Below are 20,207 nucleotides of genomic sequence, written 5' to 3'. Positions count from 1 at the left end.
CAGCGCCGGATACGGTCCTGAAGTGCAGCCCCTCCGCCCATCAGACAGGAGCGTTTAGGAACGATCCGCTTTAGTCAGGCAAGAGCCGCGCGCCAGACCGCCAGCTTCGCGCGGCGAGTCGTTGAATACAGTCACAAATGTCGGAACGAACTAAGATTTCGCCACAACCGCGACCTGCTGCCAAGTTCAGCTGCGCAGCGTGCCGACCGCGGCAAGGACCGCGTCGACATGGCCCGGAACGCGGACCTTCCGCCACGCCGTGACCAGCTTGCCATCGGCGCCGAACAGGAACGTCGCACGCTCGATTCCCAGATACTTGCGGCCGTACATGGCCTTCTCGACCCATACGCCGAACGCCTCGCAGACGCTGCCGTCGGGATCGGTCGCCAGCGCCACGGACAAGGCGTGCTTGGCGGTGAACTTGGCGTGCGCCTCGGGGCTGTCCTTCGAAATCCCGACCACCACCGCGCCGGCCTCTGCGAAGGCGGGGGCGAGCGCGGTGAAGTCCTGCCCCTCCCGCGTGCAGCCGGCGGTGTCGTCCTTCGGATAGAAATACACCACCAGCGGCAGGCCCAGCTCGGCGAGCGGCATCGGGCCATCCGCCATCAGCACCGTCACGTCGGGGATTTCGTCGCCTTCAACCACGGGTCAGCTCCTGCCATGTCCGCTCGACCTCCTGCCGGGTCGTCGCCAGCGTGGCAACCACCGCGGTCCAGTCGGCCAGCCCCAGCGCACGCGCGACGAGCGCCTGCGTCGCCGGTCCGGGCACCTGCGAATCGGGCGCGACCAGCCGCAACGTGACCAGCAGCCGGGTGAGCAGGTCGTGCGCCGCGCGCATCTCGGCCGGGAGCAGCCCCTGCCCGACCAGGTCGTCGATCGCAGATCCCAGGTTGGGATGGAGCCCCACGCGCCGGACGAGCTGCACGACGTGCACCGCGAATTCGAGGTCGACCAGCCCGCCCGGCAGTAGCTTGGCATCGAGTTCGCCGCGCGGCGGCTTGTGCGCCGCCATCTCGGCGCGCATCGCGACGGCGTCCGCAACGATGTCGCGTGATGGCCGCGCGCCGCCCAGCACCGCGGCGATCACCGCCGACACCGCCGCGCGCGCATCGGCCGAGCCGAACACCGGTCGCGCGCGCGTCAGCGCCATATGCTCCCAGGTCCAGGCGTCCTCGCGCTGGTAGCGCGCGAAGCTGTCGAGCGTGACGACCAGCGGCCCCTGCCCACCCGACGGCCGCAGCCGCGTGTCGATCTGGTAAAGCGGCCCCGCCGGCGTCGCCACCGATAGCGCCGCGGTCAGCCGCTGTGCGAGACGGTTGTAGTAGAGCGTCGCGCCCAGCGGCTTGGCGCCGTCCGATTCGGCGGTGAAGCTGCCAGTGAACAGGTAGATCAGGTCGAGGTCGGACGCGTGCGTCAGCATCGCGCCCCCCATCCGCCCGAGCGCGAGGATGACGAGTTCGCTGCCCGGCACGACGCCGTGCGCGCGTGCGAACTCGGCGATCGTCGCGTCCGCCAGCACGCCGATCGCGGCTTCCGCGACGCGGGCGTAGCCGGCCGCGACGTCGAGCGGGTCGGCGATCCCGGCGACGATCTGCGCGCCGAGCGCGAACCGCCGTTCGCCGACCACGCGCCGGACATGGTCGAGCCGCGCCTGGTAATCGCCCCCCGTCTCGTGCGCGCGCATCGTCGCCATCAGCGACGCGACATCGCCCACCGGATCGAACGCGGTGGCGTCGATCAGGCCGTCGAGCAGGTCGGGGCGCCGGCCCAGATCGTCCGCCAGCGTCGGCGCATGGCTGAGGATCGTGGCGAGCAGAGTCGCGAGCCCCGGCCGGGCTTCGAGCAGGCGAAAGATGTTGATCGCGCTCGGCAGCCGCTCGAGCAGCGCATCGAGCCGCAGCAGCGCCGCCTGCGGCACCGGCGCCGTCGCCAGCGCGGGCACCAGGGTCGGCAGCACCGCCTCCAGCGCCTCACGCGCGGCGGGACTGCGCAGCGCCGGATAGGCCGCGCTGCGCCAGGTCTCGATGCGTTGCCGCGCCGCCGCCGCATCGCTGAACCCCGCGCGCGCGAGATCGTCCTCCAGCGTCACCGCGTCGTGCGAGAAGGCAGGCCGGACGTCGTCGTCGAGCGCATCGTAGATCCGCCCGATACCGGCAACGTGCGGCGCCAGCGCCTCCAGCAACGCGCGCGAATCGTCGAGCCCGTGCAGCTTCGCGACCCGCTCCAGCGCATCGCCGGTCGGCAGCCTGTGCGTCTGGCGATCGTCGATCATCTGCACGCGGTGCTCGATCGTCCGCAGCACCGTGTAGCCGTCGATGAGGATCGCGGCATCGTCGGGATCGATCCACCCCGCCGCAGCCAGCCGCGCCAGCGCCTCGCGCGTCGCCGGTGCGCGCAGCGCCGGGTCGCGCCCGCCATGGATCAGCTGGTGGATCTGCGCGAAGAACTCCGCCTCGCGGATCCCGCCGCGCCCGCGCTTCAGGTCGTAGCCTGCGCCGAACACCTGCCCCTGCGCATGGTGGTCGCGAATCCGTCGCGAGATTCCCCGGATCTCGCCGATCGCGCCGAAATCGAGCGCGCGGCGCCAGACGAACGGCCGGACCGCATCGAGAAAGCGTTGCCCCAGCGCGATGTCGCCCGCCGCGGCCCTCGCACGAATGAACGCGGCCCGCTCCCACGGCAGCGCCTGCGCCTCGTAATAGCCGATCGCCGCATCGACCGGCAGGACGATGGGCGTGATCTCCGGGGACGGCCGTAACCGCAGGTCGACACGCAGCACATACCCGTCGCCGTCACGCGCCTGCAGCAACTCGACCACGCGCTTGCCGATGCGCACGGCCGCCTCCTCGGGCTCCTCGCGGGCACGCCTCGGCAACGTCTCGGGGTCGAACAGCAGGATCGGATCGATGTCGGACGAGTAATTGAGCTCGCCGCTCCCCTGTTTGCCGAGCGCGATGCCGACGAACCCGTGGGGTACCTCGCCCGGCGTGCGCTCCTCGATCGCAGCGCGGATCGCGGTATCGAGCGCGTAGTCCGCAAAGCCGGTCAGCGCCTCCGTCACCGCGGTCAGGTCGAGCACGCCCGCGATATCACCGATCGCGACGTTCAGCGCCAATGCCCGGCGCTCGATCCGCAAGCGGCGCCCCACCGGCATGTCGGGCGTCGCGCTCGATTTCGTCAGATCCAACCGACCGGCGGAGAGAGCCGCATCGAGCCCGGGCTCGCGGTCCAGCGCCATGGCAAGAAAGGGAGAGAACCGGCGCGCTCGCTCCACGGCGGCAGCCACGGGGTCGGGCGGTGCCACGCCGTCCATGCGATCAGAATTCCCTGCTGCCAGCACATCTCGTCACAGAAAGCAACAAAATCCGTTCTCGACCGTTCCTACCCCATGACATATGCATTTCTCACGATAGGCCAGGAAAAGGAAGGTCGCCAAATCGTCCGCCGTCCGCAAGCCACCGACGTGGTCGGACACGCGCTCCGCAACGCATTCAGCGAGGCGCCGGGCGTACCGGACGATATGGCGATGATCCTGCGGCAACTCGACTGCATCGGCCGGGCCTGAGCCCGGCGATCGCCGGCCGGCGGGTTTTACCGCCCCCGGCTCAGTTCCTCGACGTCGCCCATGATCGTATCGAGCGCGGTCTTGCTGGTATCGGTTTCGTGATCGCGGCGTGACGGCAGCGACCCGTCGGTCAGGATGGTCTCGAGGGCGACCCGGCCACGCGCCACGCGGCTCTTGATCGTCCCCACCGCGACATTGCAGATTTCCGCTGCCTCTTCATAGGCAAAGCCGCCCGCGCCGACGAGGATCAACGCCTCGCGTTGCGGCTGCGGCAGATGCATCAGCGCACGCTGCATGTCGCCCAGCTCGACGTGGCGATCCTGGCTGGCCGGTGCCGCGAGGATGCGATCGGCGACCAGGTCGTCCCATTCGCCCTTGAAACGCGCGCGGCGCATCTGCGACAGATACAGGTTGCGCAGGATGATGAAGGTCCAGGCGCGCATGTTGGTACCGGCCTGGAACCGCAGACGCGCCGCCCACGCCTTGAGCAGGGTTTCCTGCACGAGATCGTCGGCAAGGTCGCGGCTGCCCGACAGCGAGCGACCGAACGCGCGCAGATGCGGGATGACCTGCGCGAGCTGCACCTTGAACTCGGCGTCGGACAGGGAGACGTGCTCGATCGGCGCAACCGCCTCTGCGGCCTCCTCGTCGGCGTCGTGTTCAGGCGGAGCTGCTTGCGTCATGGAAATCCGATCAATCCCGTAGTGTCCGTCACGCGTGCGTAACAATAATTGCCGACGCACGCACCTTGGCGAGTCACGCGGGCGGATGAATGGTCGTTAGCGCAGGACCAGGACCGCAAAGATCACGATGACCAGGACGAGCGATATCCCCAGAATGTATCGGGTCATGTGCGGGGTCGCCCCCGCACGTGCTTCGTCGGTCGAGACATGGATTTGTTCGTTAGGATCAGCCATGCCGCGTCAACTCCCTAAAGCCGTTTTGGGTCCGTAACTGTTTGCGATCAACCGGTCGGCAACGTCGCCTGGTTGAAAAACAGCGCCTGGCTGATCGCCGCCTTCACCGTCGACCGCTGGAACGGCTTGGTGATCAGGAAGGTCGGCTCGGGGCGCTCGCCGGTGAGCAACCGCTCCGGGAACGCAGTGATGAAGATCACCGGCACTTCGAACTCGGCCAGGATATCCTTGACCGCGTCGATGCCCGAGCTGTCGTCCGCCAGCTGGATGTCGGCGAGCACGAGCCCGGGACGATCCTCCATCGCCAGGCCGACGGCTTCGTCGCGCGTGACGGCGACGCCGGTCACGTCATGGCCCAGGTCGCGCACGATCGTCTCGATATCCATCGCGATGATCGGCTCGTCCTCGATGATCAGCACGCGGGCGCGCGTCTGGTTCTCGATCTCGGACAATGCCTCGGCGACCAGCGAGTCGACCTCGTCGGTGTCGACCTCGATCAGATACGCGGCGTCCTCGGGCGTGAACCCTTCCATCGCGGTCAGCAACAGCGCCTGGCGCGACAGCGGCGTCATCCGGGCAAGGCGCGCACGCGCGGTCGCCTCATGGCCGCTCGTGTCGCCCTCGTCGGCGACCTCGTCGTAGTTCGCGGACGACCAGATCGCATGGAACATGCGGTACAGGCCGAGCCGCGGATCGACGTCGCGCGGAAATTCCTCCGGCGCCGCGACGATCGCTTCCAGCGTGGCGCGAACATATTTGTCGCCATGGCTCTGGCTGCCCGTCAGCGCGCGGCCGTAGCGGCGCAGGAACGGTAGATGCGGTGCGAGTTGCTGTCCGAGCGACATGGGTAATGATAACTCCCTGATCCTGTGCGGCCACCATGTGTCGGCTGGCTCGCGTCATTGCAATGGCCGCCGCCAAAATCGCGAACAGCCCGGCACGCTTGGTTCTGCATACCCAGCTGTCGCTTGTGCTTTTTTCGCGTCGGTAACGGAACCATCGAGAGGCTATTTGGTTTCACAGGCAATCTTTTAGCGAAAATGCGGCTGGACGCGGACCGGCGCGGCAGGCATTCGCCAACATATCGAGTGCGTCGTGCAGGGGGAAATTTTGAATTTTGACGACGACACGCCGAAGAGTTCCGCTGTGAAACCAGGCACCAAGACGGCGACCAAGGTTGGCGACGGGGACCAGCGGATGGGCTCGGCGCTGCGATCGGTCTATCAGAAGACGGTCGACGAGGCGGTGCCCGACGAAATGCTGGCGCTGCTCGGCAAGCTGGACTGACGGCGGGCCGCATGGCCTTGCCGCCCCCCACCCAGACCGAACCGTCTACTGCCCCGGACGACGACCCCACCAGCATGTCCTTCTTCGCGATCCGGCGTTTGCCGACCGGCGCCAAGCTTTTCCTGATCCTGAGCGCGGCGCTGTTGCCGCTCGCGCTGATCGCGATCTTCGCCACGCTGCAGACGACGCGTCTGGCCGATGCGGAAGCACGGGCGCGGCTGCGCGTGACCGCGAACGAGAGCGCCCGCGCGATTGCGATCGAGCTGATCGGCGACATGACTGCCTTGCGCGTGGCCGTGAATGCGCTGGGCACCGATCCCGCCGACGCGCCGTCCTGTGCCCGGGCGCAGGGGGTGTTCGCGCAGCAATCGTCCGCAGGCACGCGCTTCGTCATCGCCGATCGCCGCGGTCGGGTGCTGTGCGGCGAGCCTCTCCCCGACCCGGTCGCGGTACGGCCGGGCGACACTCCCATCGCCGCCGCCATCCTGCCCAACCGCGGGCTGGTCCTGGCGATCTCCGGCCCCAACGGCCAGACCACCGCGCGCGCCTATTTCCCGCAGCGCTTCCTCGAGACGATCGGCCGGCCGACCAGCCGCGCACTGACCTTCAGCAGTGCGCTGGTGCTCGGCGAGGACACGCTCGTGCTCGAGAGCATCCCCGACGAGGAGCCGCTCGATCGGCTCGAGACGATGCGGACCGATCTCGGCATTGCCGGGATCGCGCTGCGCACCAGCGTCCGCAGCGCGCCGATCACGTCGCCCGTGGTGATCGCGATGCTGCTGCCGTTGCTGATGTGGCTGGCGGCCGCGAGCATCGCCTGGTTCGTGGTCGACCATCTGCTGATCCGCCCGCTGCGCAACCTGCGCGCGAGCGTCGCCGCGTTCCAGCCGGGCAAGGAGATCGACTCGGGCAGCGTCCGCACGCTGCCCGCGCAGGAGATCCGCGAACTCGGCGAGACCTTCCAGGCGATCAGCCGCACCGTCGCCCTGCATGAGGCCGGGCTTGCCGAGGGGCTCGTCCGCCAGACCAAGCTGACCCGCGAAGTCCATCACCGCGTGAAGAACAACCTGCAGGTCATTTCCAGCCTGATCAACTTCCACGCCCGCAGCGCGAAGAGCGCGGATGCGACAGAGGCCTATTCGTCGATCCAGCGCCGCGTCGATGCGCTGGCGGTCGTCCACCGCAATCATTTCGCCGAGATGGAGGAGAATCGCGGGCTCAACCTGCGGACGATGATCGGCGAACTCGCCGCGAATATCCGCGCGACCGCGCCCGACCGCTCGCATGGCCTCGGCATCACGCTCGATATCGATCCCTACCTCGTCAACCAGGACGTCGCCGTCGCGCTGGCCTTTCTGGTCACGGAGACGATCGAGCTGGCGATGACGTGCGATCCCACCGCGCAGATCCGCATCGTCGTGAAGCCGTCGGACGATCCCGCACGTGCGGTCCTCCGCGTCGTGTCGCGTGCGCTGGTCGAAAGCGACATGCTGCGCGAGGCGGCGGCTCGCTATGGCCGCGTGATGGAGGGCCTCTCGCGCCAGCTCCGCTCGCCGCTGCACCACGACCCGCTGGCGGGTGCCTATGAGATCGCGTTCGCGTTCACGGGCCGCGACTGACGCTGGTTCGCACCGGCTGCGAAAGCCGGCTTCGAGGTTGGCTGCGAAAAAAGTTCTCGACAGCTGGAACCGAGCGACACGCCTGCCGTTTTACTGTTCGGATGGCGATTTTATGCCCCCCCGCTCTCGCCGTCCAAGTCATAGGCCCGGAAGCATCCACCCTCCCCCCCCCGGTGATGCTTCCGGGTCTTTTCACATTCCACAGATTGACGACGGTCGTTCCGTTGAAGGAACGAAACCGGCGTCCGATCATTGGGAACCCGGCATTCAAGCCCGTTCAGGAGATGGTATCATGCGTAAGTTGGTAGGTTTGGCGTTTGTCGCCGGCGCGTTGATGGTATCGGCATGCAACACGGTCGAGGGCGCCGGCAAGGACGTCAGCTCGGCCGGCCGCACGGTCGCCAAGACGGCGAACGACGCCAAGTAAACCGCTTTCCTCGCGGATACGGAACGGGCCCCGGTGCAGCCGCACCGGGGCCCGTTTTCGTTTTGGGGACAGGCCGCCCCACCGGCGTCGGCCGGTGCGCCTAGCCCTCGACGATCTCGGTCCCGGCGGCCTTCGCGCGGCTCCGCTCTGTGAACCAGATCCCGATCAGCGCGAGCTCGTAGAGGATCGTCAACGGGATCGCGAGCAGCAACTGCGACCCGATATCCGGCGGCGTCAGCACCGCGGCGATCGCGAACGCCGCGACGATCGCATAGCGCCGCGCCCCGATCAGCTGCTTGCGGGTCACGATCCCGGCGCGCTCGAGCAGCATCAGCAGCACGGGCAGCAGGAAGGCCAGCCCGAAGCCGAACAGGAACTGCATGATGAACGACAGGTAGTTGCCGATCGCGGGCAGTGCCTCTCGCTTCACCCCGCCGACCATGCCGTCGAACCCGAGCAGGAAGTGCAGCGCCATCGGGACCGCGATGTAATACGCCATCGCCGCGCCCATCAGGAACAGCACCGGCGTCGCCAGGATGAAGGGCAGCAGCGCGCGCTTCTCCTTCTTGTACAGCCCCGGCGCGACGAACTGCCACAGCTGGTTCGCGATCACCGGGAAGGACAGCATCATCGCCGCGAAGAACGCGACCTTGATCTGGACGAAGAACGCCTCGAAGATCTCGGTATAGATCACCGTGTTCTGCCCGGCGACGAGCAGCGGGTGAACGAGGAAGCCGAAGATGTCCTCGGCGAAATACATCGCCACCCCGAACGTCACGACCAGCGCGGCGATGCAGTAGAGCAGGCGGCGGCGCAGTTCGATCAGGTGATCGAGCAGGGGCGCGCGGCTGTCGTCGATCTCGCTCATGACTTCGCGACGTCCCTGTCGTCGGCACCCGGCTTGCCATCGGGAATGCCGGGTGCCGCGGGATCGAACAGATCGGGCGTATGCACCGGCGCAGCGGCGGGTACGGGTGCGGGCACTGGAGGGGCTGCGGCATGGTCCGGCTCGGCCGGTGCCACCACTGGCTTGTCGACCATCACCGCGGGCGCGGTGCCGTCTTCCTCCACGTGACCGACGTCAGCGACAGGATGAACGTCGGCCGCCGGATGCTCGTCCGACGTCGATGTCTGCGGATGCTCGCGCATGATCCGCTCGTTCTCGCTGGCCCAGCGTTTCTCCATCTCCTCGAGCTCCGCCTCGCGGACCATCGAATCGAATCCCGAACGGAATTGCCGCGCGACGCCGCGGGCCTTGCCGACCCAATAGCCGACGACCCGCATCGCCTTCGGCAAATCCTTCGGCCCGATCACGACGAGCGCGACGAAGCCGACCAGCAACAGCTCGGATGGCGCGATATCGAACATTCAGCCGCGCCTGTCTTGGTACGTCAAACGGGCGTCCTAGCGGTCTTCGCGGACGCGATTGCCGTCGCGGTCGAACGCGGGATCGGCGGTCTTCTTCGCTTCGATGCGCGCTGCGGGCTTGGCGTCGTCCTCGTCCTGCTCGGACATGCCCTTCTTGAAGTTCTTCACGCCCTTGGCGACGTCGCCCATCAGGTTCGAGAAACGACCGCCGCCGAGCAGAAGGATCGCTACGACCGCAAGCACGAGTAGGTGGATCGGGCTGAAACCGCCCATGGCAATTCTCCTGGAAACTCTTCCCTATCTAGTCGTCTTCGTGCGGGTTTGCCACCTCCAGTTGCTCGAAGGCGAGATCGACCGGATCGAGCAGGCCGGCGGCGCGAAGATCGTCGATTCCCGGCAGGTCCCGGCGGCTCGCCAACCCGAAATGGACGAGGAATTCGGGGCTCGTCGCATAGGTCAGCGGCCGCCCCGGCACGTCGCGCCGCCCCGCGGGGCGAACCCACCCCGCCTCCATCAGCACGTCGATCGTGCCCTTCGAGATCTGCACGCCGCGGATCGCCTCGATCTCCGCGCGCGTGACCGGCTCGTGATAGGCGATGATCGCCAGCGTCTCGATCCCCGCGCGACTGAGCTTGCGCGGTTCCTCGCGGTCGCGGCGCAGCAGATGCGCCAGGTCGGGCGCGGTCTGGACCTGCCAGCGCTCGCCGCGCCGGACGATCCCAATGCCGCGCCCGGTATAGTCCTCCACCAGCCGGTCGAGCGCGGCGCGGACGTCGCCCGCCCCGACATGCGCGCGAATCGCATCGAGCGTCAGCGGCACGTCGCTCGCGAACAGCACCGCCTCGACCGCGCGCGTGAAATCGTCGGGCGGGGTCACAGCGCGCGCAGATAGAGCGGCGCGAACGGCCCCGCCTGGCGCAACTCCACCCGCCCCTGCCGCGCCAGTTCCAGCGCCGCGACGAAGCTCGACGCCAGCGCCGACCGCCGCAGCGCCTCGCCCGATTCGGGCAGGAAGCTCTCGATCACGCTCCAGTCGATGCGTTCGCCGAGCAGCATCGACACGCGCTCGAGCGCCGCTTCCAGCGTCATTACCGCGCGGTCGGCGACGACGTGCATCACTGGCCGCGTCCGTGCGCTGATCCGGCCATAGGCGGCGATCAAGTCGTAGATCTCGGCGGTCCACAGCGCGGTGCGGACGGTACGCAGCCCCTCGGGCGCCCCGCGCGCGAAGACGTCGCGGCCAGTCCGATCGCGTGCCATCAGCCGCGCCCCCGCCTCCCGCATCGCGCTCAGTCGTTCGAGCCGCAGCTGCAGCTTCATCGCCAGTTCTTCGGGGTCGGGCTCCGCCTGCGGGTCGCGCGGCAACAGCAGCGCGGACTTCAAATAGGCGAGCCATGCCGCCATCACGAGATAGTCGGCGGCCAGCTCCAGTTTCAGGCTCCGCGCCTGGTCGACATAGGCGAGATACTGCTCGACCAGCGCGAGGATCGAGATCGCGCGCAGATCGACTTTCTGTCCGCGCGCCAGCGCCAGCAACAGGTCGAGCGGCCCCTCCCACCCGTCCAGCTCCAGCGTCAGTGTCTCGTCGGCGGTCATGCCGCGAGCTTAGCGCTCAGTTCACCGCCATCAAGGCGTCGCGCCGGGCGATCAACTCCGCGAAGTCGCCCTGCGGCGCGCCGACGCTCGCCATCGCGCGATCGAGCCGCGCGCGCGACGACGCCGCGATGTCGCCGAGCCGGCCCGCGATCTCGGTCATCTGCGCCATCTTCGCATGGCAATCGAGCACCAGGTCGCAACCCGCTGCAATCGCACCCGCGGCCTTGTCGCCCGCGCTGCCCGACAGCGCCTTCATGTCGATATCGTCGGTCATCAGCAGCCCGTCGAACCCGATCCGCCCGCGGATGACGTCCGCGATGACGGTCGGCGACAGCGTCGCGGGGCGCTGCGGATCCCAGGCGTCGAACACGATGTGCGAGGTCATCCCCATCGGCGCGCCGTTCAGCGTGCGGAACGGTTCGATATCGATCTCGAGCTCGTCGTCGCTCGCGGTCACGGTCGGCAGCAGGTGGTGCGAATCGACCTGGGCGCGGCCATGCCCGGGCATGTGCTTGACGACGCCGACGACACCGCCTGCCGCCAGCCCCTCAAGCGTCGCGCGCCCCATCGCCGCGACACGCATCGGCTCGGATCCGAACGCGCGGATGGTGATCGCTTCGGTGGTGTCGGGTTGCGCGACGTCGAGCAGCGGCAGGCAGTCGACGGTGATCCCGACCTCGGCGAGCATCAGACCCAGCGCCTGCGCATTGGCGCGCACCGCCTGGATCGCGGTCATCGGCGCGCGCTCGTACAGCGCATCGAAGGCGGGGCCGGCGGGGAAGTCGGGCCATTCCGGCGGCCCCATCCGCGCGACGCGTCCGCCCTCCTGGTCGATCAAAATCGCGAGATCGTCGCGACCCGCCACGTCACGCAGCGATTCGGTCAGCGCGCGCAGCTGCGCGCGGTCGGCGACGTTACGCTTGAAGAGGATGTAGCCGGCAGGCTCCGCGTCCGCGAAGAACGCGCGCTCGTCGGGGGTCAGGGTGAGGCCGGACAGGCCGAAGATCACGGGTTTCATGGGCTGGGGGCTTAGCCGTCCGCCCCTATCCCGTCACCCCTTCGCCCTTCTGTTCTCCCGCGAAGGCGGGAGCCCAGGGTCAAGCAGCGACACCGCCCGTAACCCTGGACTCCCGCCTACGCGGGAGAACCGAGGCGGGTCGCGTCAGCTTGCGCCGAAATCAGCTCGCAACGAAACACGTCTCGCCGGCAACGCGCAGCCGCCCGCAGATATCGGCCGCCTGGTTCGCGCTACCCGCATTCACGCGCAGCCGGTACAGCGTGCGCCCACCCGCCGCGACCGGCTGGACCGACTTGCCCAGCGCGGCGACATAGGCGAACCGCTTCGAGAAGCGATCCCAGGCGGCGTTGGCGACCGACTCGCTCGGAAACGCCCCCAGCTGAACCAGCGAGCCCGCAACCGCCGCACTGGCGTTGCCCGAGCGCGATGCCGAGACCGGCGCGGTGGCGACCAGCCGCCCGCCCGAAGCCGGGACCTGCGCGACCGCGTTGCGCCCCGTGGGATCCTTGGCGGCGACGGCCTTGGCGCGCTGCCCTGCGACCGGCGTTTCCGGCACGCCGCGCAGGTCGATCGCGCCGTTGCCCGCGCCCTTGCCGGCGCTCGTGGCGATCGCGCTGTTGCCCTCGCCCTCGACCTTGAGGCCGCCCGGATCGGTCGGCTTGACCTTGTAGTCGCCTTCCTGCGCGGCGATCAGCTGGCCGTCGCCCGTGAGCGGGCGGTGCTGCAGCGTGTAGATCCCGAAGATGATCGCGGCGAGCACGCCCAGACCCAGCACGACGAGCGCGACGACGCGGCCGAGACCGACGCCTTCCTCCTCATCGGGTTCGACCGTTTCCAGCCAGGGAAGCCGGTCTTCCTCGCGCAGATCCATGTCGTCGGCCATCATTTCATCTCCGAAACCGCCTCGACACCCATGATACCGAGGCCGTTGCGGATAATCTGCCCGATCGCGTCCGCCAAGGAAAGACGTGCCGCAGTCGCGCCGGGATCCTCGACGACGAGGAAGCGGCGGTCGGGGCGGTCGTTCCCGACATTCCACAGCGCGTGGAAAGCGGCGGCCAAGTCATAGAGATAGAACGCAATCCGGTGCGGTTCACGCGCCGTCGCCGCGGTCTCGACGATGCGCGGGAACTGCGCCGCGAGCTGCACCAGCGCCAGTTCGTCCGTATCAAGCCGGGACAGATCCGCCGAAACCGCTGCAATTCCCGCCTCCGCCGCACGCCGGTGCAGCGATGCGATGCGCGCATGCGCGTACTGGACGTAGAAGACCGGGTTGTCCTTCGATGCCTCGACGACCTTGGCGAAGTCGAAATCCATCTGCGCGTCGGACCGCCGGGTCAGCATCGTGAAGCGCACGACGTCCTTGCCGACCTCGCGCACGACGTCGGCCAGCGTCACGAAATTGCCCGAGCGCTTCGACATCTTGACCGGCTCGCCCGCGCGCAGCAGCCGGACCATCTGAACCAGCTTGACGTCGAACCGCGTCTTGCCGCCGGTCAGCGCGGCGACCGCGGCGACGATCCGCTTGACGGTGCCGCCATGGTCCGCGCCCCAGATGTCGATCAGCTGGTCGGCGGTCTGGCTCTTCTGGAAATGATAGGCGAGATCGGCGCCGAAATAGGTCCACGACCCGTTCGACTTCTTGATCGGCCGGTCCTGGTCGTCGCCGAACTGCGTCGATCGGAACAGCGGCAGCTCGACCGGCTCCCAGTCGTCCGCCATCTCGCCCTTGGGCGCCTCGAGCACGCCGTCATAGACCAGGTCGCGCGAGCGCAGCTCGGCCTCCGCCGCCTCGGGCTTGCCCAGCGCCTGCAGTTCGGCCTCGGACGAGAACACCTCATGCTCGATCCCGAGCAGCGCCAGGTCGGCGCGGATCATCACCATCATCGCCGCGACCGCACGCGTGCGGAAGGTGATCAGCCAGTCGCTCTCGGGCGCGTCGACGAAGCGGTCGCCGAACTCGGCGGCCAGCGCCTGCCCGACCGGCATCAGATACTCGCCCGGGTACAGCCCCTCCGGGATCGTCACTGCCTCGCCCAGCGCCTCGCGGTAGCGCAGGTGCGCCGACCGCGCGAGCACGTCGACCTGCCCGCCGGCGTCGTTGACGTAATATTCGCGGATCACGCGGTGCCCGGCGAATTCGAGCAAAGCGGCGAGCGCGTCGCCCACCACCGCGCCGCGGCAATGCCCCATGTGCATCGGCCCGGTCGGGTTAGCCGAGACATATTCGATGTTGACCGTGATCCCGCGGCCTTGCGTCGAGCGGCCGTAATCGGCGCCCGCCGCGTGCACCGCCGCCAGCTCGCCGCGCCACGCGTCGTCTGTCAGCTTGAGGTTGATGAAGCCCGGCCCCGCGACGCTCGCGCTCGCGACGTCCTCCAGCTTCGACAATTCGCCGACCAGCGCCTCGGCGAGCATCCGCGGATTGGTCTTGGCGGGCTTGGCCAGCACCATCGCGGCGTTGGTCGCGAGATCGCCATGGCTGGCGTCGCGCGGCGGCTCGACGGTGACGTTCCGGCGGTCCAGCCCGGCGGGCAGCGTCCCCGCTGCGGTCAGCGCGTCGAGCGCCGCATCGATATGCGCGGCGAAACGGATGTAGAGCGTCATCGAAGGTTCCAGGCTTGGCACGAAAGCGCGTCCCTTAGCCGCTCGGCTCAAAATTGAGAAGCGACGGGTTTGTGACGGATTGCGTCTCACGCAATCGCATTCGGTGGGTTTGCATTTGCCACTCATGCTGCACCGCAATATTTTGCAGCTCTGAGACCGGCCCTGCTGATCCGGCTCGACACCAACATTGTGGAGAAACGATCATGCGCAAGACCATCCTGATCCTGACCGCCGCTGCCGCCGCCATGACGTCGTCGATCGGCATCGCCGCTGACGCCCGCCAGAGCTTCGTCCATAACGGCAGCACCTATGTCTACACCGCGAGCCGCCAGGACGGCCGCCAGGTGATCGACGGCCGCCGCCTGCCGTCGGGCGAAGCCTTCCACCTCGTCGTTCGCGGCGACCGTGTCTCGGGGACCTCGGGCGGCGTGCCGGTATCGTTCAACACGCGCGAAGCAGCCGGCGCTGCGGGCGGCGTTGCCAGCGGGATCGCCACCACGGCGAACTGATTTGGCCTAGCCCCCTCCGTTCGCCCTGAGCGAAGTCGAAGGGCATCTGTCCCAGGTGCTTCGACTTCGCTCAGTACGAACGGGGGGATTTCACAGCTCAGGCTTTGCTAAAACCCCTCGGGCAGATCGATCGGCCCGACGATCTCGCGGTAGCGCGACACCGCATAGCGATCCGTCATCCCCGCGATGAAGTCGGCAATGTGCCGGCTCCGCTCGGGTTCCGCCTCGGGCAACCGCGCGCGCCACTCCTCCGGGATGGCCCCCGGGTCGGCGCGATAGGCCGCGAACAGCCCTGCGACGATCCCATGCGCCGCCCCCGCCGCCTCGAGCTGGCGCGGATGGTGGTACAAGTTCGCATACATGAAACGCTTCAGGTCGCGCTCTTCCTCGCGCATCGCGTCGGTGAAGCCGACCAGGCAGGTTCCCGCCGCGCGGACGTCCTCGACGCTGCCGACACCGCTGTCCGCGATCCGCCGGCGCGTCTCCGCGATCAGGTCGTTCGCCATCGTCCCGATCTGGCTGCGCACCAGCTCGCCCATCAGATGTTTGGGCTCCACGTCGGGATAGCGCGCGCGCGCCTCGTCCCAGCCGCGCGCGACCAGCGGCACCGAGAGCAACTGGTCGAGCGTCAGCAACCCCGCGCGCAGACCGTCGTCGATGTCGTGATTGTCGTACGCGATGTCGTCCGCGATCGCCGCGACCTGCGCCTCGAGACTCGAAAAGCTCGTCAGGTCCAACGGGAATTCCGCATCCGCCGCCGCCAGCGCCCAGCCCGGATGCCGCACCGGCCCATTATGCTTCGCAAGCCCCTCCAGCGTCTCCCAACTCAGGTTCAACCCGCGCCAGCGCGGATAGGGGTGCTCGATCGCCACCAGCGTGCGCAGCGTGTGGCCATTATGATCGAACCCGCCCTGCCCTTTCAGCGCAGCCTTCAGCGCATCCTCGCCGGCATGGCCGAACGGCGGATGGCCGATGTCGTGCGCCAGGCAAAGTGCCTCGGTCAGGTCCTCGTTGAGCGCCAATGTGCGCGCGATCGTCCGCCCGATCTGCGCGACTTCCAGGCTGTGCGTCAGCCGGACGCGGAAATGGTCGCCGTCGGGCGCCATGAACACCTGCGTCTTGTGCCGCAGGCGGCGGAAGCTGATCGAGTGAATGATCCGGTCGCGGTCGCGCTGGAAGACGTCGCGGGGGCCGCGCGCGGTCCCGTTCTGTTCCTCGTGAAGCCGACCTTTGCTGCGACCCGGGTCCGAAGCCCAGGGCGCACGGTAGCTCATTTCGCGGGAAGCCTCGTGACGGCCTGCCCCGCATCGCTGGTGAAGGTGAACGCCGACACGCCGCCCTTGGCGAGCTGGTTGACGAAGCTGCGCGCCTCGGCATCGGTCTTGAACGGCCCGGTCAGCACGCGGTTGGTCGCGCGCAGCGGCGTGGTCCAGCCGCTGCGCGCCGCGAACACCGTCGGTGCCTTGGCCTTCACGGCCTTCCACGCCTTGGGCAGGTCGCCCTCGGTCGCGCCGCCCGCGACCTGCACCCAGATCCGCTCAGGATTGGCGCGCGCGATCCGCTTCTCCTCGGCCGCTTCCTTGTCGGCCAGCGCCTTCTCGGCCGCGGCGGCCTTCTTCTCGGCGAGCGCCTTCTTGTCGGCCAGCGCCTTCTTGTCCGCCGCCTTCTTGGCGACCGCGGCCTTCTCGGCGGCGAGCTTCTTCGCGAGCACGGCCTTCGCCGCGGCATCGCGCTGCGCCTTGGCCTCCGCCTCGGCGAGGACGCGCGCCGCATCGCTCGACATCGCCGCGACGGCAGGCGCCGCGCTCGTCACCGGCGCGGCGGCGACCGGCGCGACGTCGAGCTCGGACGCCGGGATCGACAGCCCGGCGACGATTCGCGCCAGGATCGAATCATCGCCAGTCCGCCCGATCGATGGCGGCGCAGCGGCAACCTCTGCCGCGGGAGTCGGTGTCGCGGCCACGGCGACCGGTGCCGGCACGACTTGTGTCGGTGCCGGCGTGACCGTGGCCGGGCGTACGGCGGTCGCCGACAGCGACGCAGTCGGCGCTGCCGCAACAACCGCCGTACCGCCCGAAAAACCAGGCGACGGCAAGGGCTGCGCGCTCGCCACCGGGGATGCCGGGACCGTCGGCGACGGCGCCGTGGTCGGCAGGCTCGTGCTCGACGCGCGCGTGACCGGCGTGCTGGTCGGTGCAGGTATCGCCGCCATCTGCGCCACCATCGTTGCCGGCAGCTGCCCGCTCGCGGTCGGCATCGGCGCCCGCACCGGCGCGGACTGCGCCAGCACCGGCGCGATGGTCCGGGTCTCGACCTGGGTCTCGGTCCTGGTCGCGCCCTGGGTCTGCACCTGCGCCAGCGTCGTCGGCGCGCGATACGCGTACGGCGTCACGGGAACCGCTGTCCGGGCCGGCACCTGCGCGACGACGACGGGCGTCGACGACACGGTCGTCACGGGCGCGGTGCGAACCGGCGCCTGCGCAACGACGACCGGCGCCGGCAGCGCCTGAACGGTCGTCGGCGCGGTACGGACCGGAACCTGCGCCACCGCCGCGGGGGCCGGCGCCGCCTGGACCGTCCTGGTCGCGCCCTGCCGAATCGAATCCTGCCGGGTCGCATTTTGCCGGACCGCAGCCATCTCCGTGCGAGACGTCTGCCGCCGGTCGCGCTTCTGCGCCTTTTGCGATTGTGCCGAGGGCACGACGACCGGCTGCGCGGCGGCCATCATCACCGGCACCGTCGGGTCGGGACCCAGCATCGGCAGCGGCGGCGTCATCCGCGCATCGGCAAGCCGTTCGGGCGTGGCGTGGATTTCGCCGAAATGGACGGCAAAGGCGCGGTCGCTCGCTGGCAGCGACGGCAGCCGCGCAAAGAACGGCAACAGCCCCTGCGCCATCCCGGCCGGCATCATCGTCGTCGCGATCCGCTCGGCGGCGGGCACGTCGCCGGTCATCGCCAGGATGAACGCACGCGCGCGCCACGCGCCGCGGTCGGTCTTCTGCAACAGCGGCGCGAGCTGCTGCAACGCCAGCTCCTGCTTGCCCGAAATGCCGAGCGACAGCGCGTAGCGCCGGACCGTCTCGTCGTCGGGGGTATCGCGCAGCGCCACGCGGTAGTCGCGTTGCGCGCGGTCCTGCTGCCCGACCAGATCATAGGCGAGCGCGCGGTCGGTCGCGAACCGGCGCGGGTCGAGACCCAGCGCCTCGGCCTGCGAGAAATAGCGGAGCGCCTCGCCGGGTCGTTCCGAGCGGACGAGGATCGATGCCATCCCCGCCTTGATGCGGCCGTTGCGCGGATCGACCTTTTCCGCGCGCGCGAACAGCGCGGCGGCGCCGCTCAGGTCGCCGACGTCGATCGACAATTCGCCCGCGCGCAGCAGCGCATCGACATTCTGCGGACTCGACGCCAGCTGGCGCATTACGTCGCCCAACCGGTCGGCGTCCGTCGTGCCCGGCAGCGCCTGCACGACTTCCTGCGCCGAAAGCGCGCATGGCGCCGTCGCCAGCAACAGCACGGCGGTCAGGGAAAGGGTGAATCTATGAGTCATGGAGTGAACGACAGCTAGACCCGAGTACGGCCGAAGCGGCAATGTCACGTGAGGACGGTCGCGACGAAATGGGTACGGGCGGCGACGAACGTCGGAAGCTGCTGAAAAAGCCGCATTCCCGTCACCGGTCGCCGGGTCACGCCGCCCTGCTCACCGAACAAGGCGACGCGAGTCCCTGGGCGTGACCCCGGGGGCCGACGACGGGTCGGCCAGCCCGGTTACTGGTTGTTCTGCCGATGGAGGAACCGCGGAATATCGAGGGGGTCCGGGGTCGGCGTCTCGCCGTCTTCCTTGGCCGCGCCGCGAGCGGCATTCGACATGCGCTCGAACAAGGTGCCACCCAACTTCACGCGCGGCGTCGGCGCCGGTGCGGCCTCGGGGGCGGCTTCGGCACCCGGTGCGAGCCAGCGACGGCGTGCGCCGCCTTCGTCCGCGGCCGGAGTCGGCACATGGCCGGTCGCGACCGCTGGCGACGTGCCGAACGGCTCGTCGGCAAAGCTGCGCGGCGGCTCGGGCACGATCGTCTCGGCACCCAGCACCAGTTCCTCGTCGGCATCGGCTGCCGGCTCGGGCTTGATCGCGGAGGACGCGCCCAGGTCGAGCGGCTCTTCCTCGGCGGCGGGAGCCGTTGCCGGCGCGGCGGCGACGGGCGCTGCAGCGGCCGGCGCAGGGGCTGCGGCTTCGGTCGGGCGGAACGAGGTGGTCTCGTCGGTCTTGCGGATGCCGCCGAAGCTGAACGAGCGCGTGGGCTCTAGCGGTGCAGCCGGTGCCTTGGCGTCGGCGTCGATCCCGGTCGCGACGACCGAGACGCGGATCTTGCCTTCCAGCTCCTGGTTGAACGCCGAACCCCAGATGATGTTGGCATCGGGATCGACCAGGTCGCGGATATGGTTCGCCGCCTCGTCGACCTCGAGCAGGCGCATGTCGTCGCCACCGGTGATCGAGATGATGACGCCCTTGGCGCCCTGCATGCTGACGCCTTCGAGCAGCGGGTTCGAGATCGCCTTTTGTGCAGCCTCGAGCGCGCGGTTGTCGCCGCTCGCCTCGCCGGTGCCCATCATCGCCTTGCCCATTTCCTGCATCACGCTGCGGACGTCGGCGAAGTCGAGGTTGATGAGGCCCGGCATGACCATCAGGTCGGTGATGCTGCGCACGCCTTGCTGCAACACCTCGTCCGCCATCGTGAACGCTTCCTTGAAGGTCGTGTTCGCGTTGGCGATGAGGAACAGGTTCTGGTTGGGGATGACGATCAGCGTATCGACGTACTTCTGCAGTTCCTCGATGCCGCCCTCGGCCGACTTGGCGCGACGGTTGCCTTCGAACGCGAACGGCTTGGTCACGACGCCGACGGTCAGGATGCCCATGTCGCGCGCCGCCTTGGCGATGACCGGGGCTGCGCCCGTGCCGGTGCCGCCGCCCATGCCCGCGGTGATGAAGCACATGTGCGCGCCTTCGAGCATCTTGGCGAGCTGGTCGATCGTCTCCTCGGCCGCCGCGCGACCGATCTCGGGACGGCTACCTGCGCCGAGCCCTTGCGTGATCTTGGTGCCGAGCTGGATGCGCTGCGGCGCGGTCGACTGCTTCAGCGCCTGCGCGTCGGTGTTCGCGACGAGGAAGTCCACGCCCTGGACGTCGGCACGCATCATGTTGGCGATCGCGTTGCCGCCGGCGCCGCCGACGCCGATCACCGCGATGCGGGGGGCCAGTTCGTCCACTTCGGGACTCAAGAATTCGATGCTCATCGCCT

Annotated in this window: 20 protein-coding genes; 4 read left to right on the top strand and 16 right to left on the bottom strand. The window is 68.8% G+C overall.

Annotated features, from left to right (window positions below; genetic code table 11):
- Window positions 1–186: 186 nt before the first annotated feature.
- The 5 genes from FSB78_RS03010 to FSB78_RS02995 all read right to left on the bottom strand — a co-directional run bounded on the left by FSB78_RS03010 (window position 187) and on the right by FSB78_RS02995 (window position 5,327).
- The gene (locus tag FSB78_RS03010) at window positions 187–645 is read right to left on the bottom strand and encodes a peroxiredoxin (protein ID WP_147079843.1); all 459 of its coding nucleotides are present in this window, start codon (window positions 643–645) and stop codon (window positions 187–189) included.
- The gene (locus FSB78_RS03005) at window positions 638–3,238 is read right to left on the bottom strand and encodes a bifunctional [glutamine synthetase] adenylyltransferase/[glutamine synthetase]-adenylyl-L-tyrosine phosphorylase (protein WP_242007954.1); all 2,601 of its coding nucleotides are present in this window, start codon (window positions 3,236–3,238) and stop codon (window positions 638–640) included. The genes FSB78_RS03010 and FSB78_RS03005 overlap by 8 nt, the downstream gene beginning before the upstream one ends.
- Window positions 3,239–3,591: 353 nt before the next feature.
- Entirely contained in the window at window positions 3,592–4,248 is a 657-nt protein-coding gene (locus FSB78_RS03000; protein ID WP_147079838.1) for a sigma-70 family RNA polymerase sigma factor, read from the bottom strand.
- 96 nt (window positions 4,249–4,344) lie between these two features.
- Window positions 4,345–4,482 (bottom strand): hypothetical protein, encoded by a 138-nt coding sequence (locus FSB78_RS19230; RefSeq protein ID WP_199743104.1) that lies wholly within the window; start codon window positions 4,480–4,482, stop codon window positions 4,345–4,347.
- A 47-nt stretch (window positions 4,483–4,529) separates the two neighbouring features.
- A complete protein-coding gene (locus tag FSB78_RS02995; RefSeq protein ID WP_147079836.1) occupies window positions 4,530–5,327 on the bottom strand; it encodes a response regulator in 798 nt (265 codons plus the stop codon).
- A gap of 301 nt (window positions 5,328–5,628) precedes the next feature.
- Here FSB78_RS02995 and FSB78_RS19420 point away from each other — a divergent pair, with 301 nt between their 5' ends.
- From FSB78_RS19420 to FSB78_RS02985, 3 genes are all read left to right on the top strand, one after another.
- The gene (locus FSB78_RS19420; protein ID WP_242007952.1) at window positions 5,629–5,769 is read left to right on the top strand and encodes a NepR family anti-sigma factor; all 141 of its coding nucleotides are present in this window, start codon (window positions 5,629–5,631) and stop codon (window positions 5,767–5,769) included.
- A 74-nt stretch (window positions 5,770–5,843) separates the two neighbouring features.
- Complete coding sequence (locus FSB78_RS02990; protein WP_147079834.1) at window positions 5,844–7,388, top strand: sensor histidine kinase; 1,545 nt, start codon at window positions 5,844–5,846, stop codon at window positions 7,386–7,388.
- Window positions 7,389–7,680: 292 nt separating this feature from the next.
- Window positions 7,681–7,815, top strand: coding sequence for an entericidin A/B family lipoprotein (locus tag FSB78_RS02985; RefSeq protein ID WP_147079832.1), 135 nt, complete (start codon window positions 7,681–7,683; stop codon window positions 7,813–7,815).
- 100 nt (window positions 7,816–7,915) lie between these two features.
- Here FSB78_RS02985 and tatC read toward each other — a convergent pair whose 3' ends face one another.
- From tatC to argS, 8 genes are all read right to left on the bottom strand, one after another.
- Entirely contained in the window at window positions 7,916–8,683 is a 768-nt protein-coding gene (gene tatC, locus FSB78_RS02980) for a twin-arginine translocase subunit TatC (RefSeq protein WP_147079830.1), read from the bottom strand.
- The gene (gene tatB, locus FSB78_RS02975; RefSeq protein WP_147079827.1) at window positions 8,680–9,183 is read right to left on the bottom strand and encodes a Sec-independent protein translocase protein TatB; all 504 of its coding nucleotides are present in this window, start codon (window positions 9,181–9,183) and stop codon (window positions 8,680–8,682) included. Before tatB ends, tatC begins: the two co-directional genes overlap by 4 nt.
- A 36-nt stretch (window positions 9,184–9,219) precedes the next feature.
- Window positions 9,220–9,456, bottom strand: a complete 237-nt coding sequence (locus FSB78_RS02970) for a Sec-independent protein translocase subunit TatA (RefSeq protein ID WP_147079825.1) — start codon at window positions 9,454–9,456, stop codon at window positions 9,220–9,222.
- Between the two features lie 28 nt (window positions 9,457–9,484).
- On the bottom strand, window positions 9,485–10,060 hold the full coding sequence (gene scpB / locus FSB78_RS02965; protein ID WP_147079822.1) for an SMC-Scp complex subunit ScpB: 576 nt from the start codon (window positions 10,058–10,060) through the stop codon (window positions 9,485–9,487).
- Window positions 10,057–10,779, bottom strand: a complete 723-nt coding sequence (locus tag FSB78_RS02960) for a segregation and condensation protein A (protein ID WP_147079820.1) — start codon at window positions 10,777–10,779, stop codon at window positions 10,057–10,059. Before FSB78_RS02960 ends, scpB begins: the two co-directional genes overlap by 4 nt.
- A 16-nt stretch (window positions 10,780–10,795) precedes the next feature.
- On the bottom strand, window positions 10,796–11,797 hold the full coding sequence (locus FSB78_RS02955; protein ID WP_147079818.1) for a glycoside hydrolase family 3 N-terminal domain-containing protein: 1,002 nt from the start codon (window positions 11,795–11,797) through the stop codon (window positions 10,796–10,798).
- A gap of 160 nt (window positions 11,798–11,957) precedes the next feature.
- Entirely contained in the window at window positions 11,958–12,680 is a 723-nt protein-coding gene (locus FSB78_RS02950; protein ID WP_147079816.1) for an SPOR domain-containing protein, read from the bottom strand.
- Window positions 12,680–14,404 (bottom strand): arginine--tRNA ligase, encoded by a 1,725-nt coding sequence (gene argS, locus FSB78_RS02945; protein WP_147079814.1) that lies wholly within the window; start codon window positions 14,402–14,404, stop codon window positions 12,680–12,682. The genes FSB78_RS02950 and argS overlap by 1 nt, the downstream gene beginning before the upstream one ends.
- 203 nt (window positions 14,405–14,607) lie before the next feature.
- Here argS and FSB78_RS02940 point away from each other — a divergent pair, with 203 nt between their 5' ends.
- A complete protein-coding gene (locus FSB78_RS02940) occupies window positions 14,608–14,913 on the top strand; it encodes a hypothetical protein (protein ID WP_199743103.1) in 306 nt (101 codons plus the stop codon).
- A gap of 107 nt (window positions 14,914–15,020) precedes the next feature.
- Here the strand turns inward: FSB78_RS02940 and FSB78_RS02935 are convergent, their stop codons facing one another.
- The 3 genes from FSB78_RS02935 to ftsZ all read right to left on the bottom strand — a co-directional run bounded on the left by FSB78_RS02935 (window position 15,021) and on the right by ftsZ (window position 20,202).
- Window positions 15,021–16,187, bottom strand: coding sequence for a deoxyguanosinetriphosphate triphosphohydrolase (locus FSB78_RS02935; protein WP_147079812.1), 1,167 nt, complete (start codon window positions 16,185–16,187; stop codon window positions 15,021–15,023).
- Window positions 16,184–18,460 (bottom strand): SPOR domain-containing protein, encoded by a 2,277-nt coding sequence (locus FSB78_RS02930; protein ID WP_147079810.1) that lies wholly within the window; start codon window positions 18,458–18,460, stop codon window positions 16,184–16,186. The genes FSB78_RS02935 and FSB78_RS02930 overlap by 4 nt, the downstream gene beginning before the upstream one ends.
- A 218-nt stretch (window positions 18,461–18,678) precedes the next feature.
- On the bottom strand, window positions 18,679–20,202 hold the full coding sequence (gene ftsZ / locus FSB78_RS02925) for a cell division protein FtsZ (RefSeq protein WP_147079808.1): 1,524 nt from the start codon (window positions 20,200–20,202) through the stop codon (window positions 18,679–18,681).
- Between the last annotated feature and the right edge of the window lie 5 nt (window positions 20,203–20,207).

Origin of the sequence: Sphingomonas ginsenosidivorax (assembly GCF_007995065.1) — a bacterium.
Taxonomy (GTDB): Bacteria; Pseudomonadota; Alphaproteobacteria; order Sphingomonadales; family Sphingomonadaceae; genus Sphingomonas; species Sphingomonas ginsenosidivorax.
The sequence above is the reverse complement of the archived record's forward strand: the minus strand, read 5'-3'. Positions and strand labels throughout refer to the sequence as shown.

Bases quoted from the DNA above. Each gene is read 5' to 3' on its own strand.
- tatC (WP_147079830.1), bottom strand. From the start codon at position 8,683: ATGAGCGAGATCGACGACAGCCGCGCGCCCCTGCTCGATCACCTGATC.
- FSB78_RS02940 (WP_199743103.1), top strand. From the start codon at position 14,608: ATGCGCAAGACCATCCTGATCCTGACCGCCGCTGCCGCCGCCATGACG.
- FSB78_RS02955 (WP_147079818.1), bottom strand. From the start codon at position 11,797: ATGAAACCCGTGATCTTCGGCCTGTCCGGCCTCACCCTGACCCCCGAC.
- FSB78_RS02995 (WP_147079836.1), bottom strand. From the start codon at position 5,327: ATGTCGCTCGGACAGCAACTCGCACCGCATCTACCGTTCCTGCGCCGC.
- tatB (WP_147079827.1), bottom strand. From the start codon at position 9,183: ATGTTCGATATCGCGCCATCCGAGCTGTTGCTGGTCGGCTTCGTCGCG.
- FSB78_RS02990 (WP_147079834.1), top strand. From the start codon at position 5,844: ATGTCCTTCTTCGCGATCCGGCGTTTGCCGACCGGCGCCAAGCTTTTC.
- FSB78_RS02985 (WP_147079832.1), top strand. From the start codon at position 7,681: ATGCGTAAGTTGGTAGGTTTGGCGTTTGTCGCCGGCGCGTTGATGGTA.
- FSB78_RS02930 (WP_147079810.1), bottom strand. From the start codon at position 18,460: ATGACTCATAGATTCACCCTTTCCCTGACCGCCGTGCTGTTGCTGGCG.
- FSB78_RS03000 (WP_147079838.1), bottom strand. From the start codon at position 4,248: ATGACGCAAGCAGCTCCGCCTGAACACGACGCCGACGAGGAGGCCGCA.
- ftsZ (WP_147079808.1), bottom strand. From the start codon at position 20,202: ATGAGCATCGAATTCTTGAGTCCCGAAGTGGACGAACTGGCCCCCCGC.
- FSB78_RS19230 (WP_199743104.1), bottom strand. From the start codon at position 4,482: ATGGCTGATCCTAACGAACAAATCCATGTCTCGACCGACGAAGCACGT.
- FSB78_RS02960 (WP_147079820.1), bottom strand. From the start codon at position 10,779: ATGACCGCCGACGAGACACTGACGCTGGAGCTGGACGGGTGGGAGGGG.
- FSB78_RS03005 (WP_242007954.1), bottom strand. From the start codon at position 3,238: ATGGCGCTGGACCGCGAGCCCGGGCTCGATGCGGCTCTCTCCGCCGGT.
- FSB78_RS02935 (WP_147079812.1), bottom strand. From the start codon at position 16,187: ATGAGCTACCGTGCGCCCTGGGCTTCGGACCCGGGTCGCAGCAAAGGT.
- argS (WP_147079814.1), bottom strand. From the start codon at position 14,404: ATGACGCTCTACATCCGTTTCGCCGCGCATATCGATGCGGCGCTCGAC.
- FSB78_RS02950 (WP_147079816.1), bottom strand. From the start codon at position 12,680: ATGGCCGACGACATGGATCTGCGCGAGGAAGACCGGCTTCCCTGGCTG.
- FSB78_RS02970 (WP_147079825.1), bottom strand. From the start codon at position 9,456: ATGGGCGGTTTCAGCCCGATCCACCTACTCGTGCTTGCGGTCGTAGCG.